Annotated in this window: 17 protein-coding genes and 1 tRNA gene; 5 read left to right on the top strand and 13 right to left on the bottom strand. The window is 62.2% G+C overall.

Annotated features, from left to right (window positions below):
* Positions 1–44 precede the first annotated feature (44 nt).
* The 11 genes from GO591_RS05645 to GO591_RS05595 form a co-directional block, all read right to left on the bottom strand.
* Positions 45–821, bottom strand: coding sequence for a DUF4241 domain-containing protein (locus tag GO591_RS05645; protein WP_157155920.1), 777 nt, complete (start codon positions 819–821; stop codon positions 45–47).
* 102 nt (positions 822–923) lie between these two features.
* Positions 924–1,823, bottom strand: coding sequence for a CFI-box-CTERM domain-containing protein (locus GO591_RS05640; RefSeq protein ID WP_157155919.1), 900 nt, complete (start codon positions 1,821–1,823; stop codon positions 924–926).
* 56 nt (positions 1,824–1,879) lie between these two features.
* Positions 1,880–2,500: a hypothetical protein gene (locus tag GO591_RS05635; protein ID WP_157155918.1), complete on the bottom strand. Its 621-nt coding sequence runs from the start codon at positions 2,498–2,500 to the stop codon at positions 1,880–1,882.
* Positions 2,501–2,784: 284 nt separating this feature from the next.
* Positions 2,785–3,423 (bottom strand): recombination directionality factor, encoded by a 639-nt coding sequence (locus GO591_RS05630; protein WP_157155917.1) that lies wholly within the window; start codon positions 3,421–3,423, stop codon positions 2,785–2,787.
* 292 nt (positions 3,424–3,715) lie between these two features.
* The gene (locus GO591_RS05625) at positions 3,716–7,411 is read right to left on the bottom strand and encodes a hypothetical protein (RefSeq protein ID WP_157155916.1); all 3,696 of its coding nucleotides are present in this window, start codon (positions 7,409–7,411) and stop codon (positions 3,716–3,718) included.
* A gap of 224 nt (positions 7,412–7,635) precedes the next feature.
* Positions 7,636–10,029 carry a hypothetical protein gene (locus GO591_RS05620; protein ID WP_157155915.1) on the bottom strand — a complete coding sequence of 798 codons (2,394 nt, stop codon included), beginning with the start codon at positions 10,027–10,029 and terminating at the stop codon, positions 7,636–7,638.
* A 316-nt stretch (positions 10,030–10,345) separates the two neighbouring features.
* Complete coding sequence (locus GO591_RS05615; protein ID WP_232466354.1) at positions 10,346–11,464, bottom strand: aKG-HExxH-type peptide beta-hydroxylase; 1,119 nt, start codon at positions 11,462–11,464, stop codon at positions 10,346–10,348.
* A 445-nt stretch (positions 11,465–11,909) separates the two neighbouring features.
* Entirely contained in the window at positions 11,910–12,179 is a 270-nt protein-coding gene (locus GO591_RS05610; protein WP_157155913.1) for a hypothetical protein, read from the bottom strand.
* A gap of 295 nt (positions 12,180–12,474) precedes the next feature.
* Positions 12,475–13,476 carry a metallophosphoesterase family protein gene (locus GO591_RS05605; protein ID WP_157155912.1) on the bottom strand — a complete coding sequence of 334 codons (1,002 nt, stop codon included), beginning with the start codon at positions 13,474–13,476 and terminating at the stop codon, positions 12,475–12,477.
* Positions 13,477–13,579: 103 nt separating this feature from the next.
* The gene (locus GO591_RS05600) at positions 13,580–14,185 is read right to left on the bottom strand and encodes a hypothetical protein (protein ID WP_157155911.1); all 606 of its coding nucleotides are present in this window, start codon (positions 14,183–14,185) and stop codon (positions 13,580–13,582) included.
* Position 14,186: 1 nt separating this feature from the next.
* A complete protein-coding gene (locus GO591_RS05595) occupies positions 14,187–14,666 on the bottom strand; it encodes a hypothetical protein (RefSeq protein WP_157155910.1) in 480 nt (159 codons plus the stop codon).
* A 496-nt stretch (positions 14,667–15,162) separates the two neighbouring features.
* On the opposite strand from GO591_RS05595, the gene GO591_RS05590 reads away from it, so the two are divergent.
* The 3 genes from GO591_RS05590 to GO591_RS05580 all read left to right on the top strand — a co-directional run bounded on the left by GO591_RS05590 (position 15,163) and on the right by GO591_RS05580 (position 18,799).
* Positions 15,163–15,759 carry a hypothetical protein gene (locus tag GO591_RS05590; RefSeq protein ID WP_157155909.1) on the top strand — a complete coding sequence of 199 codons (597 nt, stop codon included), beginning with the start codon at positions 15,163–15,165 and terminating at the stop codon, positions 15,757–15,759.
* 338 nt (positions 15,760–16,097) lie between these two features.
* Entirely contained in the window at positions 16,098–16,865 is a 768-nt protein-coding gene (locus tag GO591_RS05585) for a hypothetical protein (RefSeq protein ID WP_157155908.1), read from the top strand.
* A 2-nt stretch (positions 16,866–16,867) separates the two neighbouring features.
* Positions 16,868–18,799 carry a hypothetical protein gene (locus GO591_RS05580; protein WP_157155907.1) on the top strand — a complete coding sequence of 644 codons (1,932 nt, stop codon included), beginning with the start codon at positions 16,868–16,870 and terminating at the stop codon, positions 18,797–18,799.
* A 231-nt stretch (positions 18,800–19,030) separates the two neighbouring features.
* On the opposite strand, the gene GO591_RS05575 is transcribed toward GO591_RS05580, so the two are convergent.
* Positions 19,031–19,107, bottom strand: a tRNA-Pro gene (locus GO591_RS05575).
* A gap of 130 nt (positions 19,108–19,237) precedes the next feature.
* On the opposite strand from GO591_RS05575, the gene GO591_RS05570 reads away from it, so the two are divergent.
* Complete coding sequence (locus tag GO591_RS05570) at positions 19,238–19,612, top strand: DUF1304 family protein (protein WP_157155906.1); 375 nt, start codon at positions 19,238–19,240, stop codon at positions 19,610–19,612.
* A gap of 72 nt (positions 19,613–19,684) precedes the next feature.
* On the opposite strand, the gene GO591_RS05565 is transcribed toward GO591_RS05570, so the two are convergent.
* Entirely contained in the window at positions 19,685–20,170 is a 486-nt protein-coding gene (locus GO591_RS05565; protein WP_157155905.1) for an NUDIX hydrolase, read from the bottom strand.
* A 45-nt stretch (positions 20,171–20,215) separates the two neighbouring features.
* Here GO591_RS05565 and GO591_RS05560 point away from each other — a divergent pair, with 45 nt between their 5' ends.
* Positions 20,216–20,803 carry a GNAT family N-acetyltransferase gene (locus tag GO591_RS05560; protein WP_157155904.1) on the top strand — a complete coding sequence of 196 codons (588 nt, stop codon included), beginning with the start codon at positions 20,216–20,218 and terminating at the stop codon, positions 20,801–20,803.
* Positions 20,804–20,805: the final 2 nt, after the last annotated feature.

Here is a 20,805-nt window from a genome sequence, read left to right as displayed (position 1 = left end):
CTACCGAGCGTCGGACGTGGAGACGCACGCTTAGCTGACGGACCTCAGCCGACGTTGACGTACACCCGCACGATCCGACCGTCATGCTTCTCGGCATACACCGGATACCCACCGTCGCCCCACGCAGTCTGGAAGGCTACACCGGCCCCTGCGTGACCCATCGCATAGGCCAGTTGACCGTGACCTCCGCCGTTGAGCGTTGCGTTGCATGCGCCGTTGTACGAATAGTTATAGACCGCATCGTCGGCCAGCTCCGTATCGCGAACCAGCGCGAACTGCTCCCGCTGCCATTCCTGATCGATGTAGCAAGGGTCGGTCACCATGAGCTGGCCGCTGTCCACACCGACTTCACCGATGTACACAACCTCAATGCTCTTCGGCACTTCCTCTGGCGGAAGTGCTGGCTCAACCTCGTTACGCGGCTCGTCGTAGTACCCGTCTTCGAAAGCGAGCATTGCGCGAAATCCCTGGGTTCGGAACAGGTCTTGCTCCAGCTGGGCCTTGTCGATTTCCAGCGTGCGAAGCGCGATCTTGTCGAACTCCTTGTCTTCTTTGAGTCGGTTGATCTCGCCGTCCCTGATCTGGATACGTTCAGCCAGGCTCTTCTCAACGACCTCGGGACTGCGCTTCTCGAGGTCCTCGGCCTTCTCTCGCCAGTGGTCTCGGCTCTTTTCGACGCTCTGAATTGTCGCGTCCTTGAGCTCACTTGCCGCCTTTAGGTTGTCCACGTAAAGCTTCCAGATGACAGCCCCACCTATCAGTGCGCCCGCGTTCAGGAGTAGTTGAAGGACCGGCACCCACTCACTGACCGACTCCGGCATCGCCAATCCCCTGTCTCTCGCTGAACAACTCGTGTCCATCCTGGCGGAGCCATCCGACATCTGTGGGTAAGCGATCGAGCCGCGTGACTACCGTTGCGGCGGTCAGTGGAGCTGGGACCCAGACCGAAGGCGGTCAACCACGGAATCATGCACGCGCCGAATCTGGGAGCTCAGCCTCCGGTGCTTTGGAAGACGCCATGCAAGGGCTGGGCTTACCGCGTAGTAGGCGGCGATGACGCCTCGACCCGGTGCCGAGCGCTGTAGGCGCTCGTCTCGGAACTTGCGAAGCACCATGACCTCCGGTGCATCGTAGCTTCCGTAGACTGCGGTTGCGATGTAACAGCCGCCCGTCGACTTCTGCGTCGCGGCCGGCGCTGCAGTGGTTGCTCTCTGGGAACCATCGCTGTAAAGGTCAGCCATGATTTCCCGGTACGGTCTGGGAAGCACGTACTCGGGATTCCCCGAGAACTCTCGAAGTCGGGATTTGCACGACTCTTCCGTTCGCAACGCCTCGAGCACGTCGGCCAAGTCGTCATTCGGCGGGTACGGAAGCTGCTCGTATCGCCGCGCTGTGTTGTAGCTCTCGTAGGTCGAGATGGCCTTTTGGATCAGGTCGAGAGCGCCTCTCGCGTCACCGCCACAGAGCGCTGTCTTCCAGAGATTCCTGAGGTTGACGAGGTTGTAGTTGCCGTCGAGCCGAAAGGACTCAACGGTCTTCTCGGCAGATACCAGGTACTCGCCGCTGCGTTTGAGGGCTGTACCCTCCAGTCGGAGCTCTGTCGCCCTGGGGGCATCGAAGGCCGCCAAGGGCTCACCCCCGAACCGAGATCCAATCGCGAAGCCCAGCTTCCCCGCATTCCTGTCGGCATCGGACTGTTGCGCGAGCGGAACAGTTCCCCGTAGGCCTTCGTCGATGTACGGCATGGTCGAAGTGTCGAGCTCGGCAACAAATTCACGCATAAGCGTCTTAAGCTCTTCGACCTGGACACTACCATCGGCCATCGCAGAGTCCTCTCCCAGATTGAGCTTCGTTCCCTGTAAAAAGCGGAGCTGTCGGCCTAACCGACCTTTATCCAGTCGCCGCAGTCGTGACTCTGAAAATCCTGTCCTGCGCCGACAGTTACAGTGAGCAAACCGAGGGTTCCGAGGTCGTTGTCGACGATGTCGGAGTAGTTCGTTCCGGACCGGGTGATCTTCCAATAGCAGCGGCCGCTGGTCGACTCTGCTCGATACTGTCCTGGTTCCATGGAGAGGCCGACCGTGTATACACGGCCATCCATAAGGGTCGTCGCAGCTACCGCGGTTTCCTTTGCGGTGATCACATCCTCGCGGGCTTTCACGCTCGCTTCCAAGATGGCGACCTCGCCTTCTCGTTTCGCGATCTCGTCAGCGCGGGCTTTCAAACCGTCCCGCTCATCGATCACCTTGTCGAGGTCCCCGGACACTTCGTCGAGCTCCTCGCCAAGTTCATCGTTATCCGCGAGCGCCGCTGTGAGATCCCGGTTTAGATTGCTCATCGTTGCAGCGAACGCACCCCATCCGGTGACAGCGACAACCACGGCGACGACGAGGGCAACAGTTGTTCGAGTGAGCTTCCACGACTTGCGGCGCGCTGGTGCGGATCCGGACGGCTGCGCGGCCGACTCATCAGCGGGTGGCAAGTTCGAAGTTTCGAGCATTTGTCCCTTCCATACGGTCGCTGCAACCTATCCGAGAATGCTTCAACGAGTCGAGCCCCCGTAAGGGTGCCGCGGCGCGTCTTCAGCGCCAGAGCAACGATCCGCTCGATTTCATTCGGCTAATGGGAAACCGCTTGAAAGGCACTGAGATCGCCGCTCGGCCCTTTGGCGCCGCACTCAGGTAATGCTCGATCGTGAGTGGTGAGAGCGTTCTTCATGCTGCCGCGCATGTTGGCGATGCATCGGCGATTCTCTTCGCTCGTCAGTCGTCGTTGGCTGGCGATCTAGCGGCGAGCTCTTTCGAACGCTTCGATCTGAAGCACGGGCTTCGAGTGATTTGCGACCTGACCAGCGCGCGGCCCGTTCTTTGCGGTGAAACTGACCTCTTCGAGGCTTAGCGTCGCCGATATCCTGCCGTCAATGTCAGCGAGCTGCTGTTCGGTGCCATTCTGTGCAAGGTCAGAAGCCAAGCTCCACGAGCCAGACTTGAAGTGAAACAGGCCTAAGTCTGGCGCGACTTTCAGTCGAAAAAGTATGTCGATATCTGGCTCCGCGCCGACTTCGTCGCATCCGCGCTGCCTGCGCTCGTGAACGCTTAGAGCGAGGTTGAGTTCCGCGGCGCCGCCGTCCCTCCCGGCGTTGTCAGGCTTGCCGTTGCGGCCCCACAGAATCATCTTCTGTTGCAGGGCGCCCGGGTCATCGAGGGTGATGTCAACTGACTTCGAAGCAGTGAAGACTTCGAGGTTGTCCTCGCCCTTCGCCTCCCATTCCTGCGGAGCATCGCCGCCGAGGAGGTCGCGAATGGCGCTGGCGACTCCAGGGTCGGCGGTGGTCACGCGCCACTCGGTAAGCGATATGGGTCGGTTGTTGCGCTGGTAGCCGGAGCGGAAGCGACCGACGACGGTTGCGTGGGAGAGGTTCATTTACCGATCTTAGGCCGCGCGTGGCCGCGGAATAGTCGTTGGAAGGCCATTCTCCTTCAGAAAGAAAATGGCCTCTCATCAGGAATTCTATGGTGGCTGTTTCCAAGAACCTCTACCGTTCCGGAGGCACATAGGCACCGTATTCTGCGCTTGCGCCCCTCGCTGACGCTATGCCATTCGATGTCGTCAATCGGCTGACAGCTATCGTTGATTTGAGTCGCATGAGCCTTGGGCGCGGGAGAGCTCGCGTTCGTAGTCAGCGCTTAGGTATTCCCTCGGGGCACGACGCGTGTCACTCTGTCAGCTCAAACGATTCAAGCATTTCCTCGATGATCGACTGCACTGCCCAGACGTCCTCTTCAAACGTAGTCAAGTGAAGGATAGTGATGTTCTTGCCGTTTGAGGCGAAAAGCTCCCATGTCCACCACCGTCCCGTGTCATCGCGGTCTAGTGAGTACTCGATCAATTCCGCATCGTCCGCCCCCAAGACCGACACCTCTTTGCGGCTTTCTACCTGGACGCCAGTCGCGCCTGTGTTTCCTCTTGTGAGATCCTCGACCCGTTGATCAACCGCCACTCGCACGTCTGATTGATCAGTCAACTTGAAAACGTACAGTGGCGTATTCGTGCGTGGTGGGGTCGCCTTGAACACCCAATCGTCGTCCACGCCCGGTTCGCCTTCGACGGACCAGGCTGCAGATATCTCGAACGTGAAACCGTCTCCGGCGGCGATGGCCTTTGGGAACGCCTGCTGCGGCACCTCCAACTCAATCTCGGAGACCCATTCGAGGTTCACGGGGTTGGAATTCACGGGGTTGGAACTATCGCCGGCGCCTCGGTCGTCCAAAGCTACAAGGAACGTGGTCCCGCCGTACTCGGGCGCCTCCCATGCGTACGGCTCGTAGGCAACCGCCACCCGCAGGTGGCGGTCCACGACGTCCGCGACCAGGTTGTAGCTGGTCCCGAGAAACCACCCCTCGGCCAAGGGCAGAAGCGCCGAAGCATCCACTCCTCGCGCCTCGCTTGCCCATGCTTCGAGCGTCCGCTGAAGATACCGATCCATGTCTTCATCTGGCACAACACCTTCAATGCGGCGAACGGTGAGCCCTGAGCGATCGTCTGGCCCCACGTGCCAATCGAGTCCGTCGTCGCGCAGAAACCCTGTCGGAAGCGCGTCGACCAACGGACGGTCTCCACCGCACCAGCGGATTTTTGCTGGGTCTGGTTCCGGCGTCCAGTTCATCGGCACGATCGCGCTAAGTGCGAGCCGGCTCGTAGAGACGCGGATAGCACCCAACGGCGGCGCAACCGCTTCACCACCCTCCACCGTCACAGGATGGCGCGCGCCAGCAGTGTAAACATCGGCGCGGTAGAACGCCGCTCCCGCGCACTCCCCGAGCGGGACCGGTCGATCCTCCAAAATTCCTCCGGGGTGCATGGTGGCATGACTTGGCACTTGCAGCAGCTGCCACTTGTCCTTTTTGGTTGACCGGGAGTACCAGATCACGGTTGCGCGCGAAGGCCGGAGCTCCGAAATCACCTGCACAGACTGTGGGAAGATGCTTAGCGTCGCGCCCGTGAGGGGACGGTCACCCGGTCGACCAGGCGGGTCGTCCACCAGTGCGAGCCGGTACCGATCCAGTTCGTGGTTGCCATTGGGCGTCGGCTCGCCGAGAAGCTCTAAATCTGCGAGTGCCCAGAGCACAGTTTCGTCGATGAGCGCCTGGCTGAGCAAGCCGCCACCCGCGCACTCCGCTTCCGGCGCCAAGCACTTTGCGGCTTGCTCGTACGCCGTGAGAGCTTGTTCCTGCTCGCCGAGAGCCGCGAATGCCAAAGCCTTATTGAAGCGGCCGGTATGAAGGAGTGTTCCAGGTGCAACCGCCGTCCCCGTTGACGGGTATGCCCGCTCCAGCGCGGCGATTGCATCGTCCGTCAGTTGGAGGCCGTGGCGGACTGCCGATTCGTCGTCGCGCTGGATCCCGTCCAGGATGAGCACCCACCCAGCATCGATGTCGAGGCGAGCGCCCGTCGCACCTCGGCGGCGCGCCTCCTCGAAGTCCTTGATCGCCGACTTCACAGCCGCAGGGTCTGCATCGGAGGACAGCTGCCACCAATCGCCGGACTGTCCCATGCAATAATTCGTCAGAGCGCGCATCTGGTAGGCGCGGCCGAAGCCCGGATACTGCTCAATCGCAGCATCCAAGGCCGCGACGTTACCTTCGCCGTAGCAGTCGGTTCGCGCCGCCGCGATTGCGCCAGCTATAGCCGGGACATTCTCCTGTTCTGGAAGTTCAGCCCGCCAAAGGAGATCGGGTATCGCGACCGCGCCCAGGACCACGCCCGCACCGACCCCCACTACGCCGACGGCTCGTAGCTTGCGCGAGACCCTCGCCTCGCGCTTAGGATCTGCCGCAAGAGAGAGCATAAAGCCCGCGAGGCCGACCACGACGAGGGCCACGGTGAGCCACGACCCGTGCCCGGCCCACGCGCGAGCTTCAGCCCGCGAAAGCTCAGCCGCAGTATCGCATGCAAGCGCAGGCTCCTGGTACTGGCGCACATGCCAATTGATGTTGGCCGGTTCTCCGGCCAATTCCTCGTACAGGTCGGACGGGTCAGATTGCGGCCATTCGATGTCCCGATCCGGTCCCGCGCATGCTGCCGGAGGTGATGACGCAACCTGCTTGCGCACGGTTGCATCGAAGCTGCTCATCTGCGCTTCAAGTTCATTCTCAGCCTCCGTGAGTTCACGCAGCATGCTCTCGCTGCGTTCCGGGTCACTGAGGCGCATCGTGGCTGCTTCTGCGGACCCCGCGACGAATCGAGCCTTAATCGCTACGGCGGCGAGATCACGGAGCGCCGACTGTTCGCCGACCTGCTGGAGCTGGTGCGCGGACGCTTGCAAAGCGTCGGCGCGCACGTTCGCTTCCCGTTCGAGCACACTTACGCTGGACAGCCCGAGGGCCGCGAGCGAAAATACGACGATCACTCCGGCTCCGATGACTTCAGACCACCAGTGGGGGTGTGAAGCCGGTGCGCGAACAAAGTGCTGCGTGATCCACCGGTGGCCGGCTAGCGCTTTCGCCGCGAGTAGTACAGCGGCGACTCCAAGCGTCACGTAGCGGCTCTCGTCGTCGATCGGCAGCACAACCGTACGCATCACGAGCAACACGGCGGCTATCAGGGCCACGAGCGTCGCGAAAATGAGGAGACTTCGGCGCGAACCGGTGAGCGGGCCAGCTCCAAGCACGCGAGGTCGGGCGTCGGCTCTGCTTAGCAGATCGATTACGATGAGCAGCGCCAGCGCGAGCCCGAAGAGCAGAGCGCTTATCATGAGATGCTGTTCGGCGGTCTCGTAGGTTAGAAGCGCCCAGTCCTTCTGTTTGGGCGGGACGGCGGCGTCGCCGCCCAGCTGCTGACTATTCTCCAGGGTCTGGCGCGCGCGCGCCACGTCGTACGTGGCTGGCTTCGAATGCGTAGAGGTTAACGCGCACTGTGCGAGAGGGTCGCCGAGCAGGAGCGGCTCGAGCGATCGAGTCATTATCGTATGCGAGGCTATCTCCGCGTTGTCGGGCACGGCTCGTAGTACGTCAGCCATTGCGTCGCGTCGAGAGGTTTCGGCCTCGCAGAACGGCGTGAGCACGGTGAGGTCGTGAGCTATGACCGTTTGCAGGTAGCCCGCCTGACGGGAAGCGTCGCCCTCGATTATGCGGAGTACTCCGACGCGGTCGTCACCGGCGTCGTCAGCGCGCGTCGCCTGGTAGACGGCCAATGCGCTCAAAATCATGACCACAACCATGAACGCCACCAAAAGGTAGTCACGCTGTGCAACCGCGTCGAGCGCATCAATCGTCCACCGGAGCGGATGCCAGATTCGTCTTTCGTAGGCTCGCCCGGTCGATGATGATGAAGCGTCGAAGCCGGGCGTATCGTTGAGCGCGGGAAGAGTCTGTTCGGCGTCACCATGCAGTCCGCCTGCGGAATTGCTCACCACATCGCCTTCCTCAGCTCGGATGTTCCTTCGCTCGGATGCGCTTCCCACACATTCTCAACTCCGGTCGAAGCGTCGTCAACCGGCACGCAAACCACTTCCCCGGCTCGTGATACCGGTGCCCGACTAGCCAGGCAGATCCGCAACCGCAGCGCATGGCGGCATTGGATACTGGTGTCGATGACGTCACCGCGCTGGTCCGTGACCGCGTGCCACGGCGGGCATCAAGACGTGAGGCTTTCAGATAGCGTCGAGAGCCAAGCCCGCACATCCACCTCCGCTCCGGCGAAGCCCCGAGTCGCGAGATCAGCGAATAGTTCGGCACCACGTCCGTCGTTAGCCGCGTCCCGTAGGCTCGCCGCAGATAGTGACCCTTCGGCGTAGAGCCACTCGAGGGCTGCCCACTCGAATCCGTCAAGCGGTTTGCGGTCGTACAAAACAGCAATCCTCGCCGCTTCCTGCAAGCTACACAGCTCCACCATCGGAATTTCCACTTCCGCCGCGAGTGCTTCGTTGACGTCGGTCGCAGCCAGGCTTTCGAGCGTCGCAACCGTAGCTGATTTGTTGAGCTTCACTGAAGACGCGAGGAACGGCGCCCGCGAGAGCCGCGGGTCACGTTCGCGCTCAAACAGCTGTTCGAACGCGGGCCAGCCACGCAATGGCTCGAGTTCGGGGTCGTCGCGCTCGGCCCAGTCCTTGAGGTCGGCGTTAGTGAAGGCGCGTGCAAGGAGACGGAGGGACTGCGTTCGAAGCGAATTGGTTCCGGGGGCACTCTTCGACATCTGTGCGTAATGGCAGGCCAGGGAATAGGCGGCAATAGGTGCATCGTGATCGGTGTCTTCCGCCCCAATCGGCGTCCCTGCAAAGTGCTGCAGATCAATCTTGACCAACCTCTTCCGTGTTGCGAGCCCTTCATCCACGACACCCAGATCACCCCGTTTGACTAGGAGTGCATCCAGAAATCTTGTAATCGCAAGCGGGCTGGGTGTGCTCGGGGACTCCTCGGGCAGTGCAAGGAGGTTGCGATTCACCGCGGATAACGTGGCGAGCGCCCGGCACAATAGGTCGTCCTTCGCCCAGTGCTCCGACATACCATCCAATGGCTCAGACAACGTCCAGAAGTTGATTCCTGTCCGCTGGCCACAGAAGTCCAGGAGCCACGATCGGTACTCCATGAGTCGCAGTCGTTCGCTGTCATCGCGGAACTCGCGGTACCAAATCGTGAGGACTGCGGCCGTGTTGCCTGGGTCACTGTCCAGCGATTTGCCAAGCAGTTGCAGGGCCGCTCCGCGATGCTCGCGGAGCGCATACCCCTTGGCGGAGATGTACTGCAGGGCGATGCTCTTCCCGATCTTCGCTCCGTGAAGCTTTTCCCGCATTTCGGGGTAGCGCTCTGCCATGACTGCTACGAGGTCCCCCGCCGCGAATGCCACGATCCGCTCGCCATCGCTGTATTGGCCCTCGTCCGGCTCCTCGCCAGCCCTGCCGTATTCGGCTTTAATCAAAGCGCTGTGCACCTGCCGACCGTTCCGGTCGATTGACACCGATGCGACATCTTGGCTGTTTAGCCCTAGGGTGAGTGCCCACGGCCGGGCGTTGGTGACGAACAGCCACGCCTTCTGCAGGGCTGCGATCCACTTCTTGTCGGATAGTTGGGTGAGCGCGTCGCTCAAGTTGTCTAAATCTGGGCCGACCGGGATTTCAATCCCCATCGCACCGATGCCCATCATGTCGCGGATCGTGGCCGCTACAACCGAGCGGTCAATCGTCTTATCACCGTCGCCGGTGATTTCAACGCTCAGTCGGGGCATCGTGGCAATCACTCGCCCGATCATCCAAGCGCCGAACCCGCCGACACCACCCAGAAAGATCGCGAACAACAGCTGGCTCCATGGAGCGCCCACAGTTACTGACATCCAGGCGAGTAGCGGCGCGGCGAAGAGGAGCACGACCCCGACGATGCTGTGCTCGCGGCGCAGCATTCTGGTCGAATCGTGTCGGTCACGCATACGCGGGAGGAACACGAGGAGCCGAGCGAGCACGAGAAGCGCCGCCCAGCTACCAATCAAAAACAGTCCTGTGGGGGCCAACGGGGTCAGGGAGTTCTCGACGAACCCATCCCACGCCGTACCCAACGTTTTCGGAGTTGGGCCGTCCGCAGCGTCCGGCAGCGCTCCGGTCTTACCGAAGAGGGTGGGACACCCCTTACGGGCGTCTTGGGGCGAGCTCGAACCCTCGAGAATCCTTTTCGCCGCGTCGGACCGGCCCGAGTCGAGCAGCGCTCGAGCGGCAAGGCAGGCGCCGCCGGCAGAGAGCTCCAGCTTCGTGTTGAAGGCCCTCGATGCAATCGCGGCGTCGAGTTCCTCCTGACAGGCCGTCCGCCGGGTCTGCGACGCACCCGGTGTTTCGGTTGAACGGGCAGCGAGAATCAGCTCGATTGCGGCCGCGGAGTCCTCCTGACTTAGCCGACCCGCGAGGTCGCACACTTCGGAGAAGACTTCTTCATCCTGCGTCGATGCCGCCCCCTCTGCGGCAGGTCCTGATGCGAGGATCGTCCCGAGCGCGAGCACGCACACCAGCCACGCGGCGCGTGGAGCCACCCTCACTCGCTGCGACATGAGATCCCCAATCCGCATACGGAGATGTTCGAACTGCGGGGCATGGTGCTTTCTGACCGAATTTACTGCGGACTAGCCTGCACGGAAAGAGTGACAGGAAACTTCTTCACTCTTTCGGCGGGAAAATCGGAAGATTTGTCGGATTTGATGCGTCTCGGGACTTCGGCCTACGTATTGTGGCAGCGCTGCGCTACTTGACTCGGACGGGCGAACTGGAGTCTGATTTTCGACGGCGGCGATGCCCATCTCGCAGCGATTCGAGCGACTGGCTCGTTCATGATGACAGCGATAGGCCACCAACCGGCGCCCCAGTGTGTCAACTCGGGAACGCACGCGCCTCGATCGATCGGAGAAGCTCGATTCCGAAATCGGTAAGCGCGCTGTGGCCGCTCAGCATCTCGAGCCCCTCGCTCACCTCAGCGCGTACCTCGTCGAGGTAAATTGCGCGCGCCTCCAGCTGCGATGGGGTTCCGTACCCGCCACCTATAATCCGAGCCAGCAGTTCCGCGATCTGCGAATGGACGAAGACCCCTTCGAGTACGCCGACCAACGGACGCGGATCGGTCCGCCAGCCGACCGTAAAAAGCTCGTCGCTGCGTGTCTGGTCCAACAGCGGCCATTGGTCTTGGATATAACGCAACTTGATGTGGCCTTTTTCGTGTACGAGCCCTTCCGCGACGATTGCGGAGTCGGGGTCAAGTGCCAACCACACTGCACCCTGGTATGACCCCACGGTGAAGCTGTGGCGCGGTCGCTCCCATCCGGCCGGAATCCCCCTTGGGACCACGATTTGCACCATCAACTTTAACTCGGCGTACTCCTCGGGCCAGGCAACGGCGAGCAGCGCAGCACCACGCAACAGCTGGTGAGGATCGAAGTCGGGGTACGCCTCCGCTGACGGGTCAGCCGCCTCTAGCACCGTGCCATAGCGCTCGGGGGCAACGTCCGACCTAATCCTGAGCCGTAGCGGATCAAGGTCGTTTCGACCGACGACGACGTCTCCCGGAAGGAGACAATATCCATCGGCGCCGGTGAGCAGATCGTCCCAGCCGCGCGCGCCGAGCGATACTCCGTTGCTGTCGAAGAGGGTAATTTCATCGCCGCTCGCCCGCAAACGAACCCCGGAAGCTGAAGACTCCGAGGGCACGGGCAACGCTATCCGTGGATCGGCCGTGAGCACCAAACCCCCATCGACAGCCATGGGAATCTCGTCGCCAAGCTGCCAAAACGTGGGGCTGACCGTCATATTGTTCCAGCGAGCGAGTTGGTACGCGAGGACGTGGTCGTCGGCCTCCCATCGCTGTACTCGCCCGAACCGGGAGAACCAGTTCAGAAACAGAGGTGATGTGAAGCGCCGGACGATGCTGGCCGAATCCTCAAGGCGCAGGAACTCTAGGCTGCGAACCACCGACTCGTGTTGTTGCCCACCCAACACGGGCAACAGCGCCTCCGCGAGCGACGTAAATAGGTCGAGCCGAGACTGTACGAAGTCGGTCAGCAGGCGGCTGGACCGGTCGAAGTCCGGCGCGGCATTTGCACTCTTCCGATTCGTGAACAGTCATCACAGTTGAGATGACACGCTGATCGTATGGGATGAGAGGAAGGATCATTCCACCCCAGAAAGGGGGTGTTGCCTGCCGCCATCTCATATGCGCGATCGAGCACAGTGCGGGCATCGTGGCGGCGAATGGGCTGCCGCTTATGCCTGCCGGAAATAAGCCCCCGGCCAGCAGTTCGCAGTTCGCCTTCGTCCCTGAAGCGCAGCCGAGGACTGACTCGCCTCACTGAAACCGCAGTACCGACACGCGTTCGAATGAAATGGTGATGCTTCTAATGCATCGCACTCCGATGACGGCGGCTGAGCCAGCGCCATCCGGCTGCTAGCGAACCATTTGCGCGAGTTGCGAGATCCGCTGCCACGGCAGATGCTTGCGCAACAAGCCAGGACGCTTCCGTGCACTCGGCTCGTTCCTCGCAGCGTTTGCGGCGGTCAGTACGACAGCGGAGTCCTCTCCCAACGCCTCAGCCATCCATACGAACGCCGCCGGGCACAGCAGTCGGTTGTATGTCGTGCGCGCGCTCGTGTTGGGCTCGTTGCGGGTGAACGCACCCGAGCCGCGGCCCTGTTGGTCACTGAACCAGCGGGTCATGTGTTCTTTCTGACTCGACCACCACACCCCCCTGAGCTGTGGGCGGTCCCGCTCGTATGCGTCCGAAATCGGAAGGTGCGGCTCGAGCCGACGTAGCACACGGACGAAATCGCGGACGTGCATATCGTCACTCGGATGACTCCCTGCCATGACGATCATCGTCGCACGAGACGCAGTTGGAGCGCGGACCCTGCCGTTGACGCGCCCAACGCACGAGCCCCGAGCGCTGGCAATAACGAGCGATCGGGCCGCGCACTCAACCCACCCCGGGTCCATCGCGTTCACTGTCAATTGGTCACGGCTGCGGCGCGCCTTGGCGACCGTGCCGATCGAGCGGCAACCAGTCCCAACGCCGCGTTCGTAGATCGAGAATGCCCATGTTGCCTGCTTGGGTGTCAGCGGCCAGCGAGTAAACCCGGCGCCCGTCCGCTAAACGGATTTCGCCCTGCAGATGCATGTGCCCGTGCGCTAGGACCTCCGGTCGGACCGCATCCCAAACACGCGTTACCCGCGCTCGGGACACCGAAGAGTAAGACAGGGCCTGGGCCGGCCATCCTCCTGGATTCGCGCGAAGCACCTTCTCGACTTGCGCCGTCCCACCATTCACGGCTTCGTGAGTGAGGAGCACATCAATGGGGCCGCCAACAATTGCTGCTTCAACGTCTGCCTCGGTCGGTATCTCCGAAATCCACCAAGTGAGGCCCGGCACACGATCTTCGAAGTCCACAGAAGCCGCCCCGCCGAACGAAAGGAAGCTCGTCCCGGCCAGCGTGAAACGAAACCCGCGCGGCAAGACCCACACCATCTCACTGAGCTGAAGAACCCGATGAGGGCGCGATGCGAATAGTCCGTGAAGGCGCCCCCAATCCTCATGATTACCCGGTGTGACAAACACCCGCTCGATCCCGGCGCCCGCGCACGATCGGTCGACAGACCGCAAGAATCCTTTGCCCTCACGCCCGGGCCAGATCCCGAAATCGCCGAGATGCAAGATCGTGCGAATATCCGGACCGATGCGGACCAAGGCGGGGATCACCGTCTGGGCCCAGCTGACATTTCGGTGCCAGTCGCCGGCGATCGCCACGCGTGATTCGTTATCGAGCGCGAGCTCCGGGTTTCGTTCTGTGGCAAGTGAAGTCTGCCACGCGGGTATCGTCGTCCCCTCGAGCAGCTCTCTGCCCTCCGCGGCGGCGGCCTCTCCCGTTAATCCGTTCGAAGTTTGGAGCTCGACGGTCGGGTCAGTGAGCCTGTTCGCGAGTGCTTCGTAGAAGCCTTCATCATCCGTCGATTTGGTCATCGCAGTATCCCGTTGACTGTGCGCGACTGGCACCTGCTCGGCATGGAATGACACGTCAAATGACGATCTGGGGCAGAACGGCGGATGCTTTCAGCGGTCCATGTCACCACTCGACCCCCCACGCGTGTCGTGCCGTTTCGAGCACTTTCTGGGGGTCGCTATCGAGCAAGTCGACCGGGCGCCGGTCATTCAAGTAGCTCGTCGGTGACATCAGCCAGACGATGACCCCTGACTCGGATTTTCCCAGGTCCTTCGACGCCGCGACGAGCCGGCTGATCACGGGACGGACTTGACCGTTCGCGAACTGGAACCCCGGGTAGAGATATTTGTTCATACGCTTGACGGCGAGAAGCTTCCCTGCAGATCGGAGACGAGCGGCATATGAACGCCCCGACCGTGAGCCGAGCAGCAGCGCCACCTCGGTGCTCCCGAGTAGCCCGAATTCCTCGTTGACTTCCCGCCAGAATCGCTCGGTGTCACGCAGCGATCGCAGAATCCCCGTAGAAACGACAACAGGTTCTGCCTCCAAGACCGCTCCGACCTTCCGAGCGGCGGTGAGCTGCCGGACAGAAGCCGCTAGCCACTTTGTGGCCCTATCCTGCGGCGAGGAGACCGCGCGGAAGTCTTTGAGCGCCGTGCTCAGATCGACACCGAACACCTCCTCGAGGCCAACGAGATCGTTTCCGCGACATTGGTTTGAAGCCGCCATGTCACCCTGGATCTGTCGAAGGCAACGTCCCCGTGGCGCAGTCATCGCCGCCCTCCTCCGAGAGGATTTCGTCGATGAGCCGCCGCGTCTCCAGCAGCCGTTGCCGTCTCTCATTGAACCGCACGAGCCCTGCAACAGAGCCCAGCGCATGCTCCGCCCATGCAATGTCTTCGAGGTGCATCACAGCCTCGCCTGTGAGCATGGCAACGATCCTGCGTCGGCTCACTCCGACTGACAGTCCATAGGCGAGCTGCGAAAGGTTTTTCGTCTGCAGGATCTTGCGAATGGCGCGCGCATAGTCGTGCTGCATGCGCGCTGCGCTCACCAACGCTTCCATTCGGTCTCGGCGGAATTTATCGCCTGGCGTGTTGAGCAGCTCTGAATCGGCCAGCGCCTTTGCCCGAAAAGTGACATTCGGCGACTTCCCGAACTGTTTCGGCTGGTCACAAAAGTCTCGGGGACTGTAACGAGGGACACCCATGGCCCAACTGTAGAACCGGGCCCCGACATAGGAATGCGCAGAAAAGCAGCGCATTTCGTTAACGCTCCAATGGCTTCGCCGCCGCTCTCAACGTGGGTAGACAAGCAGGCACATGCCTAAATCAGGCGCTGCACCGCAAAGTCCGGCGAGCACCGAAGGAGTTCCCATGTGCGAAGACAACGAGCCGAATGACGCTGAACCGGCTCACACGAGGGCACGCCCCGGGTATCTACCGATCCTGGCCCTGCCGTACTGGAACGTGATTGGGTCCTTCGTTGAGGACGCAGTCCACGACAGTGGACCGATGTGCGGGCGTAGCGATCGTGATCTGTTTGCCGCGGCGACCCCGTTCGTGCTCTGGTGTTGGAAAGCGCGGGGCACCCCGTTGGAGCGCAAACGACTGTTTCGACGTTCGATGGTGGAGCAGTTCGTCCATCTCGGCATGCCGGGCGCAGCTCGCGGCAGTCGTGCAACCTTACGATCCACGCTCTGGCGAATGACCGAAGTCCTGAACCCGGCCGAACTCGCGGGAGGGCACCGGGCAATTCCCCGCTCCGCTCCGACGGCTCCCTACACGGAGGCCGAGATTGCGTCGCTCTACTCGTGGGCAAACACACAAACTACGCCGAACCGTTGCCGCAACGCGCTCGCCCTGCTCTGTCTCGGACTCGGCGCAGGCCTCGCCACTCGCGAACTACTCGACGTCCGCACCAGCGACATCAGTCTCGACGGATCTTCCACTCGGCTCTCTGCTTCTGTCGTCGTGTGGCGGGACCGGCCGAGAGTCGTCCCAATCTGGTCGGACTGGGTGCGCTGTCTCGAGACGGTGGCAACGGCACTCGAACCGGACGACTGGTTCTTCCGACCAGGCAGGTCGAGCACGACCCCGGGCCAGGTCACGGACTTTCTCACGAGATCCCGGACAACACTCGATGTCCGCCCGACTCGGATGCGTGCCACGTGGCTTGTGCAACATCTTGCCGCCGGTACCCCCGCCTCCGACCTCCTGGCGATCTCCGGGCTCAAGCACTACTCGGCGCTCGATAAGTCCGTGCAATTCCTTCCGGATCACATTCACCCGGAAAATTTTTGAAACGACTCAAACCGGCCGGTGACCTGCGGAAACGTCATGGAGGAGAGGCCGAGACATAGCAAATTTCCGGTGGAACCGGCTTTTCGACGAATTCCGCCGCACACCAGTACTACGTGTCCCCTCTCCAGAACGCTCCGACGACCCCTGCCCACCCCCGAACCAGCCCGGACGCGCCTCCCGAGCTGGCCGCCGATCTGCCCGATCAGACTCGGCGGATCATTACCGGCTACAAGCCCCAACGCCGGAAGTCCGCGTGGACGCACGTCCAACCGTTCGTCGTCGAGTGTGTCCTGGCAATGGCACCCACTACGGCCATCAATGCACGGCGGCTGATGACCATGACTGCCTTGTACGTGTCCTGGGTCTGGACGGTCACGGGCTGCGACCTCACTATCCCGCGGGTATTCAAGACCCAGCTCGTGCACCGCTACCTTGCCGAGGACCTTGCCAAGCGCTCGGAGACCTACCGGTACGACACGGCCCGCCAACTGTCGGCCATGGCCGACAAGCTCGGTGACATTCACGTCCAACGGCTTCGGATGCCAGAACAGACCGGCTCCGCGCGTCCTTACTCGCCCGCGGAAGAAGCCACGCTCTTCGCGTGGGCGAACACGCTAACCACACCTCTGAAACGGCAGAACGCCAGGGCACTGCTCGCACTCTCCGGTGGAGCCGGCCTGTCCGCACAAGAGCTCATGGACGCCCAGGTGCAGGATGTCGAGTTCGTAACCGGTCGCCTCTTCGTGAACGTGCGCGGCGACCGGGCACGCCGTGTCCCAGTCCACAGCAAATGGGCACGTACTTTGGCCGAGAGCATCGGCAATCGAACCCGCGGTGACCTCTTCCACGCCTACCGCCTGTCGGAATACAAGCCGAACGGCCTACAGCGCTTCCTGTCAGACAACCCCGGACCGCTCCGTCCGTCCGCGGCGCGCCTGCGCTCTGGCTGGATCGTCGCCCAGATCGACGCAGAACTGCCCATGCAGGTCCTGCTTGAAATCACCGGCTTCGCAACGCTGCTGTCACTCCAGCCCTATCTTGAGCACAGCATCCAACACCGAGCTGACGACCACATCGGCCGCATCATCGGCGAAGAGGTGGCCTAAGCATGGCCACGGATAGCCACACCTTCAGCGACACCGATCTGTTCGGCGCGTTCCGGGCCGAGGAAGTGGAGGCACGCGGCCGGCTGCGCTCGGTTATCAGCGACGCGCACGTCCAGGCCGCATACAGCAGAGTCCAGAAGTCCGGCGTGCTTGAGATGTTGACCGAATGGCACAGTATCGACCACCCGTTATCGGGCATGGGCGGCCAGCCGGCAAAAATCCATCCACCCGCGCTTCTCGTCGGCCTGCTCCTCCTCGCTCAGGAACACTCGCCCCTCTTCATGCGGAATCTTGCAGCGCTCTTTCAAGAGCGGCTGACGCCGGCGTCCCGCGATCTGCTCGGCCTCCCTTCGGTCATGTCTTCATTCGTCACTCGCACCACCGAGACCACGAAGTGGGAGAAGAACACCAACAACGCCTTCCACCGGATGGTCGACTTGATGGACCCCTATCCGATGAAACGGTACGTTTCGTTGACGTACACACAGGTGCAACAGGCGCTGAAGCATCACGACGATGAACGTGAACAAACCATGAAGCGCCGCTTGGATCTCTTCATGAACGCTTTCCTACGCATGACGTTCAAGGAACAGCCGCGGCGAATTCAGCGGGCGACGAACAAGCTCGACATTTCGTTCGATCAAACATTCATCGAACCCCCCACCAAGAAGGGGTTCTCCAGGAATACCCTCGCTGATCGCGCCCGCGACGAGATCGCGGGCCGTGTCGACAACCCCACTCCTGGCCCGGTCGACATTCACGCCGGCTGGTACCCAAGGAAAGGCAACCGGGTGGATGTGGCCAAAGGGAAGACCGACACCACGGGCCCTGGAGACGCCAAGAATTCAAAGGAGGACCTCGAGTGGGGCTGGATGATCAACATCGCCGTCCGCGTCGACTCGGAGCGCCCCGATGCAGTCCGATTCCCGAAGCTCGCCGTCGCCGCCACGATGAGCATGCCCAACGTCGGCGTTTCCGAAGAAGCCGTCGAACTCATGCGAGCAGCGCTCGGCACGGAACTACCCCCTGGCCTTGGGGATGCGGACAAGCAGTACTGGGCAAACGCCAGGCCTGAGCGCCTGCACCTTCCTGCGGACGCTCTCGGCTGGACCGCATCCACCGACTACCGCCCCGACAGACTCGGTGTGCGCGGAAGCAAGAAGGGAGTCGAGTTCATCGAGGACGGCCGATTCTGCCCCGGGACACCGACTCCGCTCAAGAATGCAACCAAAGACCTGCTCGCGGGCCGCATCGACGAGGACATCTTCCAAGAACGCCGACATCAACGCGGCGCCTTCCTCGTCCGCAGCAAAGAGAAGCCCGATGCCGAAGGCCGCCAGCCTGTAAGTTGCCCCGCCCGCGGCAACAGCCCAACCGTCACCTGCCCTGTCTTCGAACTGCTAATGGGAAAAGCCGGAAAACCACTGCCCACAGTCGCCGACAAAGAACGCCCCCGCGTCGAGGAAGAGGACGCACCGCCCATCGATTTCCTTCCAGAGATCTGCCGCCAACACTCCGTATCACTGAACGTCCAGGACGGCATCCAAGGCAAGCAGGGCTTCGCCTACCGCAGCAAAGAATGGGACGCCTTCCACAAGCACGCTCGCAACAGCATCGAATCCTTGAACGCCGGCATCAAAGACCCGGGGAAGGAAGCCATTGGTGAGTCGTCCCGACGCCGGGTCCGAGGATTCGCCGCCGCGCAGGTGTTTGTCACCATGCTCCTGACCAACTTCAACTTGCGGAAAATCGCGGCGTTCCTCCACGACGAACGTGCAGCCGAAGCAAAGACCAACACCGGCGAACCACCCAAACAAAAATCCGTACGCCGCCGGGACCGTGTCTGGTACAACCCCTACACCAAGACCACACCCCGCGAGTCCGTGCTGGAGCTCCAGCTGATGGAACAACTGTCGTCACCACTGCGAACCTAGCCACTCGCGACAATCTGACACCGCCCGAGAGGGCAACACCCCGCACGCCGAACAATCAAACGCGCCCGAAAACGGGCGCGTTCGGCATTTAAGGCCAAACCGTCAGCGGGACGGCGCGCAACGCGGCAACACCCATGCGTGAGATCCCGACAAACGACGAAACGCTCCTGAGTTTCCTCAGGAGCGTTCTCGTTTCCGGGTGTTCTTAGAACAGTACTTAGAACAACCCTTTGGTCGGGCTGACAGGATTTGAACCTGCGACCCCTTGACCCCCAGTCAAGTGCGCTACCAAGCTGCGCCACAGCCCGTCACCGCGAACGGCAACCTGTCCATAGTAGCGCAGCGAGGAGGGCAGGATGCGCGCGCAAGGTATGGCTGCTGCGACGCCGGTATGGGTCTCGGCCGGCTCGACCAACGGTTTGGAGTAGCTTCCGCAATATGAACGCCGTCGTGCAGGTGCTGGCAATTGTGGAAGGGCTGCTGCTCATCGGGATCGGTGTGCTTGAGGCGTTCTTCTACCGCGATCAACGCTTCTACCGGATGTTCCGGATCCGCCCCGAGCACCACAAGGCGGTTCGGCTGTGGACCGTCAACGTCGGCTTCTACAACATCGTTTATGGGCTGAGCTTCTTCGCGGCGGTGATCATTGGCTACGCCGTGGATGAGATGGCCGCTCGGACGCTGCTCGTGGTGCTCGGCGTCGGACAGGCGATTCTCGGGGTTGTGCTCTGGGTGAGCGAACCGAAACTCTGGCTCAGCGCGATTGCCCAGATGGTGCTTCCGGCCGCGATTGTGGTTGCGGCGTTGATGTAGCAGAGGGGTTTCGAGACGCGTCACTCGCTTCGCTCGCGGCGCTCCTCAATCACCCGGCAAGGGCGGCGCGGCTCAGCTGGCGGGGAGGACGAGGCGCTGCTGCAGGGCTGGCCACGAGGCGGCGAAGCCCGGGTGCAAGGGCAGGGACGCGACATCCGGAACCGGAACCCAGCGCAGGTCGAGACTCTCCGGATCGCTGATCTGCACCTCGAAGGTGCGAACGGCGTCGACGACAACCGTGGTGTACGACCAGAACCCCAAGTCGAACACACTTTCAAACCGAACGGTTACCGCATCGGCCGGCACTCCGGCTTCCTCGTTCGCCTCCCGCAGCGCGGCGTCGTGCGCCGTCTCACCTTCATGCCGTGCGCCGCCGGGCAGTCCCCAGGTGTCTCCGAAATGGCTCCAGACAGCCCGATGCTGCAGCAGGATGCCGCGTCCTGCGTCGTGCACGAGCAGTCCGGCCGCACCGAAACGTCCCCAATACCGGGAGCCGTCCGGCCCCTGGACCCACGCATCCCCCGGATTGCGGTGCAGCCCACCGGGGATGGAAGTCATTCCCCCAGCCTAAGCGCGGTCGGTGGTCGTCGTTATCGTGGACGCATGACGACGGATGCTGCGGTCCGCACTGTCCCGGTCGACGAGGTGCCCTGGGACGACGTGCGTACCGTGTTCGGCACCCGCGGCGACCCTGCGCGATGCTGGTGCCAGTGGTTCAAGCTGCCCAACGCGCAGTTCGACTCCATGCCGAAGGAGGAGGCGAGCCGGATGCTGCACGATCAAGTGTTGCGCGGTCCCGCTCCCGGGGTGATCGCCTACCTCGACGACGAACCTGTCGGTTGGTGCGCAGTCGAACCTCGGCCGCAGTACAGCAGGTTGTTGCGCACCCAGGTGGCATCGGCGAGCAGCGAGCCCGCGGAGGATGAATCCGTCTGGGCGGTCACCTGCTTCGTCGTACGGGTCGGCTTTCGACGTCGCGGCATCGGACGAGCCCTACTGCATGCCGCGGTTGATCGCGCCCGTGCGAAAGGGGCGAGACTGCTCGAGGCGTATCCGGTTGACACCGCTGAACGGCAGGGTGCGTCATCGGCATCGCTGTACGTCGGTACCGTGTCGCTGTTCGCCGCCGAGGGGTTCGTTGAGGTCGCTCGGCCGAAGAGCTATCGGGTGCTGATGGCGCTCGAATTGTGACG

The sequence above is a fragment of the Diaminobutyricimonas sp. LJ205 genome (assembly GCF_009755725.1).
In the GTDB taxonomy this organism is placed as follows: domain Bacteria; phylum Actinomycetota; class Actinomycetes; order Actinomycetales; family Microbacteriaceae; genus Ruicaihuangia.
Note: the sequence above shows the minus strand (reverse complement) of the source record. Positions and strands in the feature narration are given on the sequence as shown.

What these genes read in the sequence shown, in the direction of transcription:
- GO591_RS05645 (WP_157155920.1), bottom strand. Translation starts at nt 821, where the DNA reads ATGCCGGAGTCGGTCAGTGAGTGGGTGCCGGTCCTTCAACTACTCCTG.
- GO591_RS05640 (WP_157155919.1), bottom strand. Translation starts at nt 1,823, where the DNA reads ATGGCCGATGGTAGTGTCCAGGTCGAAGAGCTTAAGACGCTTATGCGT.
- GO591_RS05635 (WP_157155918.1), bottom strand. Translation starts at nt 2,500, where the DNA reads ATGCTCGAAACTTCGAACTTGCCACCCGCTGATGAGTCGGCCGCGCAG.
- GO591_RS05630 (WP_157155917.1), bottom strand. Translation starts at nt 3,423, where the DNA reads ATGAACCTCTCCCACGCAACCGTCGTCGGTCGCTTCCGCTCCGGCTAC.
- GO591_RS05620 (WP_157155915.1), bottom strand. Translation starts at nt 10,029, where the DNA reads ATGTCGCAGCGAGTGAGGGTGGCTCCACGCGCCGCGTGGCTGGTGTGC.
- GO591_RS05610 (WP_157155913.1), bottom strand. Translation starts at nt 12,179, where the DNA reads ATGACCCGCTGGTTCAGTGACCAACAGGGCCGCGGCTCGGGTGCGTTC.
- GO591_RS05605 (WP_157155912.1), bottom strand. Translation starts at nt 13,476, where the DNA reads ATGACCAAATCGACGGATGATGAAGGCTTCTACGAAGCACTCGCGAAC.
- GO591_RS05600 (WP_157155911.1), bottom strand. Translation starts at nt 14,185, where the DNA reads ATGGCGGCTTCAAACCAATGTCGCGGAAACGATCTCGTTGGCCTCGAG.
- GO591_RS05595 (WP_157155910.1), bottom strand. Translation starts at nt 14,666, where the DNA reads ATGGGTGTCCCTCGTTACAGTCCCCGAGACTTTTGTGACCAGCCGAAA.
- GO591_RS05590 (WP_157155909.1), top strand. Translation starts at nt 15,163, where the DNA reads ATGACCGAAGTCCTGAACCCGGCCGAACTCGCGGGAGGGCACCGGGCA.
- GO591_RS05585 (WP_157155908.1), top strand. Translation starts at nt 16,098, where the DNA reads ATGACTGCCTTGTACGTGTCCTGGGTCTGGACGGTCACGGGCTGCGAC.
- GO591_RS05580 (WP_157155907.1), top strand. Translation starts at nt 16,868, where the DNA reads ATGGCCACGGATAGCCACACCTTCAGCGACACCGATCTGTTCGGCGCG.
- GO591_RS05570 (WP_157155906.1), top strand. Translation starts at nt 19,238, where the DNA reads ATGAACGCCGTCGTGCAGGTGCTGGCAATTGTGGAAGGGCTGCTGCTC.
- GO591_RS05565 (WP_157155905.1), bottom strand. Translation starts at nt 20,170, where the DNA reads ATGACTTCCATCCCCGGTGGGCTGCACCGCAATCCGGGGGATGCGTGG.
- GO591_RS05560 (WP_157155904.1), top strand. Translation starts at nt 20,216, where the DNA reads ATGACGACGGATGCTGCGGTCCGCACTGTCCCGGTCGACGAGGTGCCC.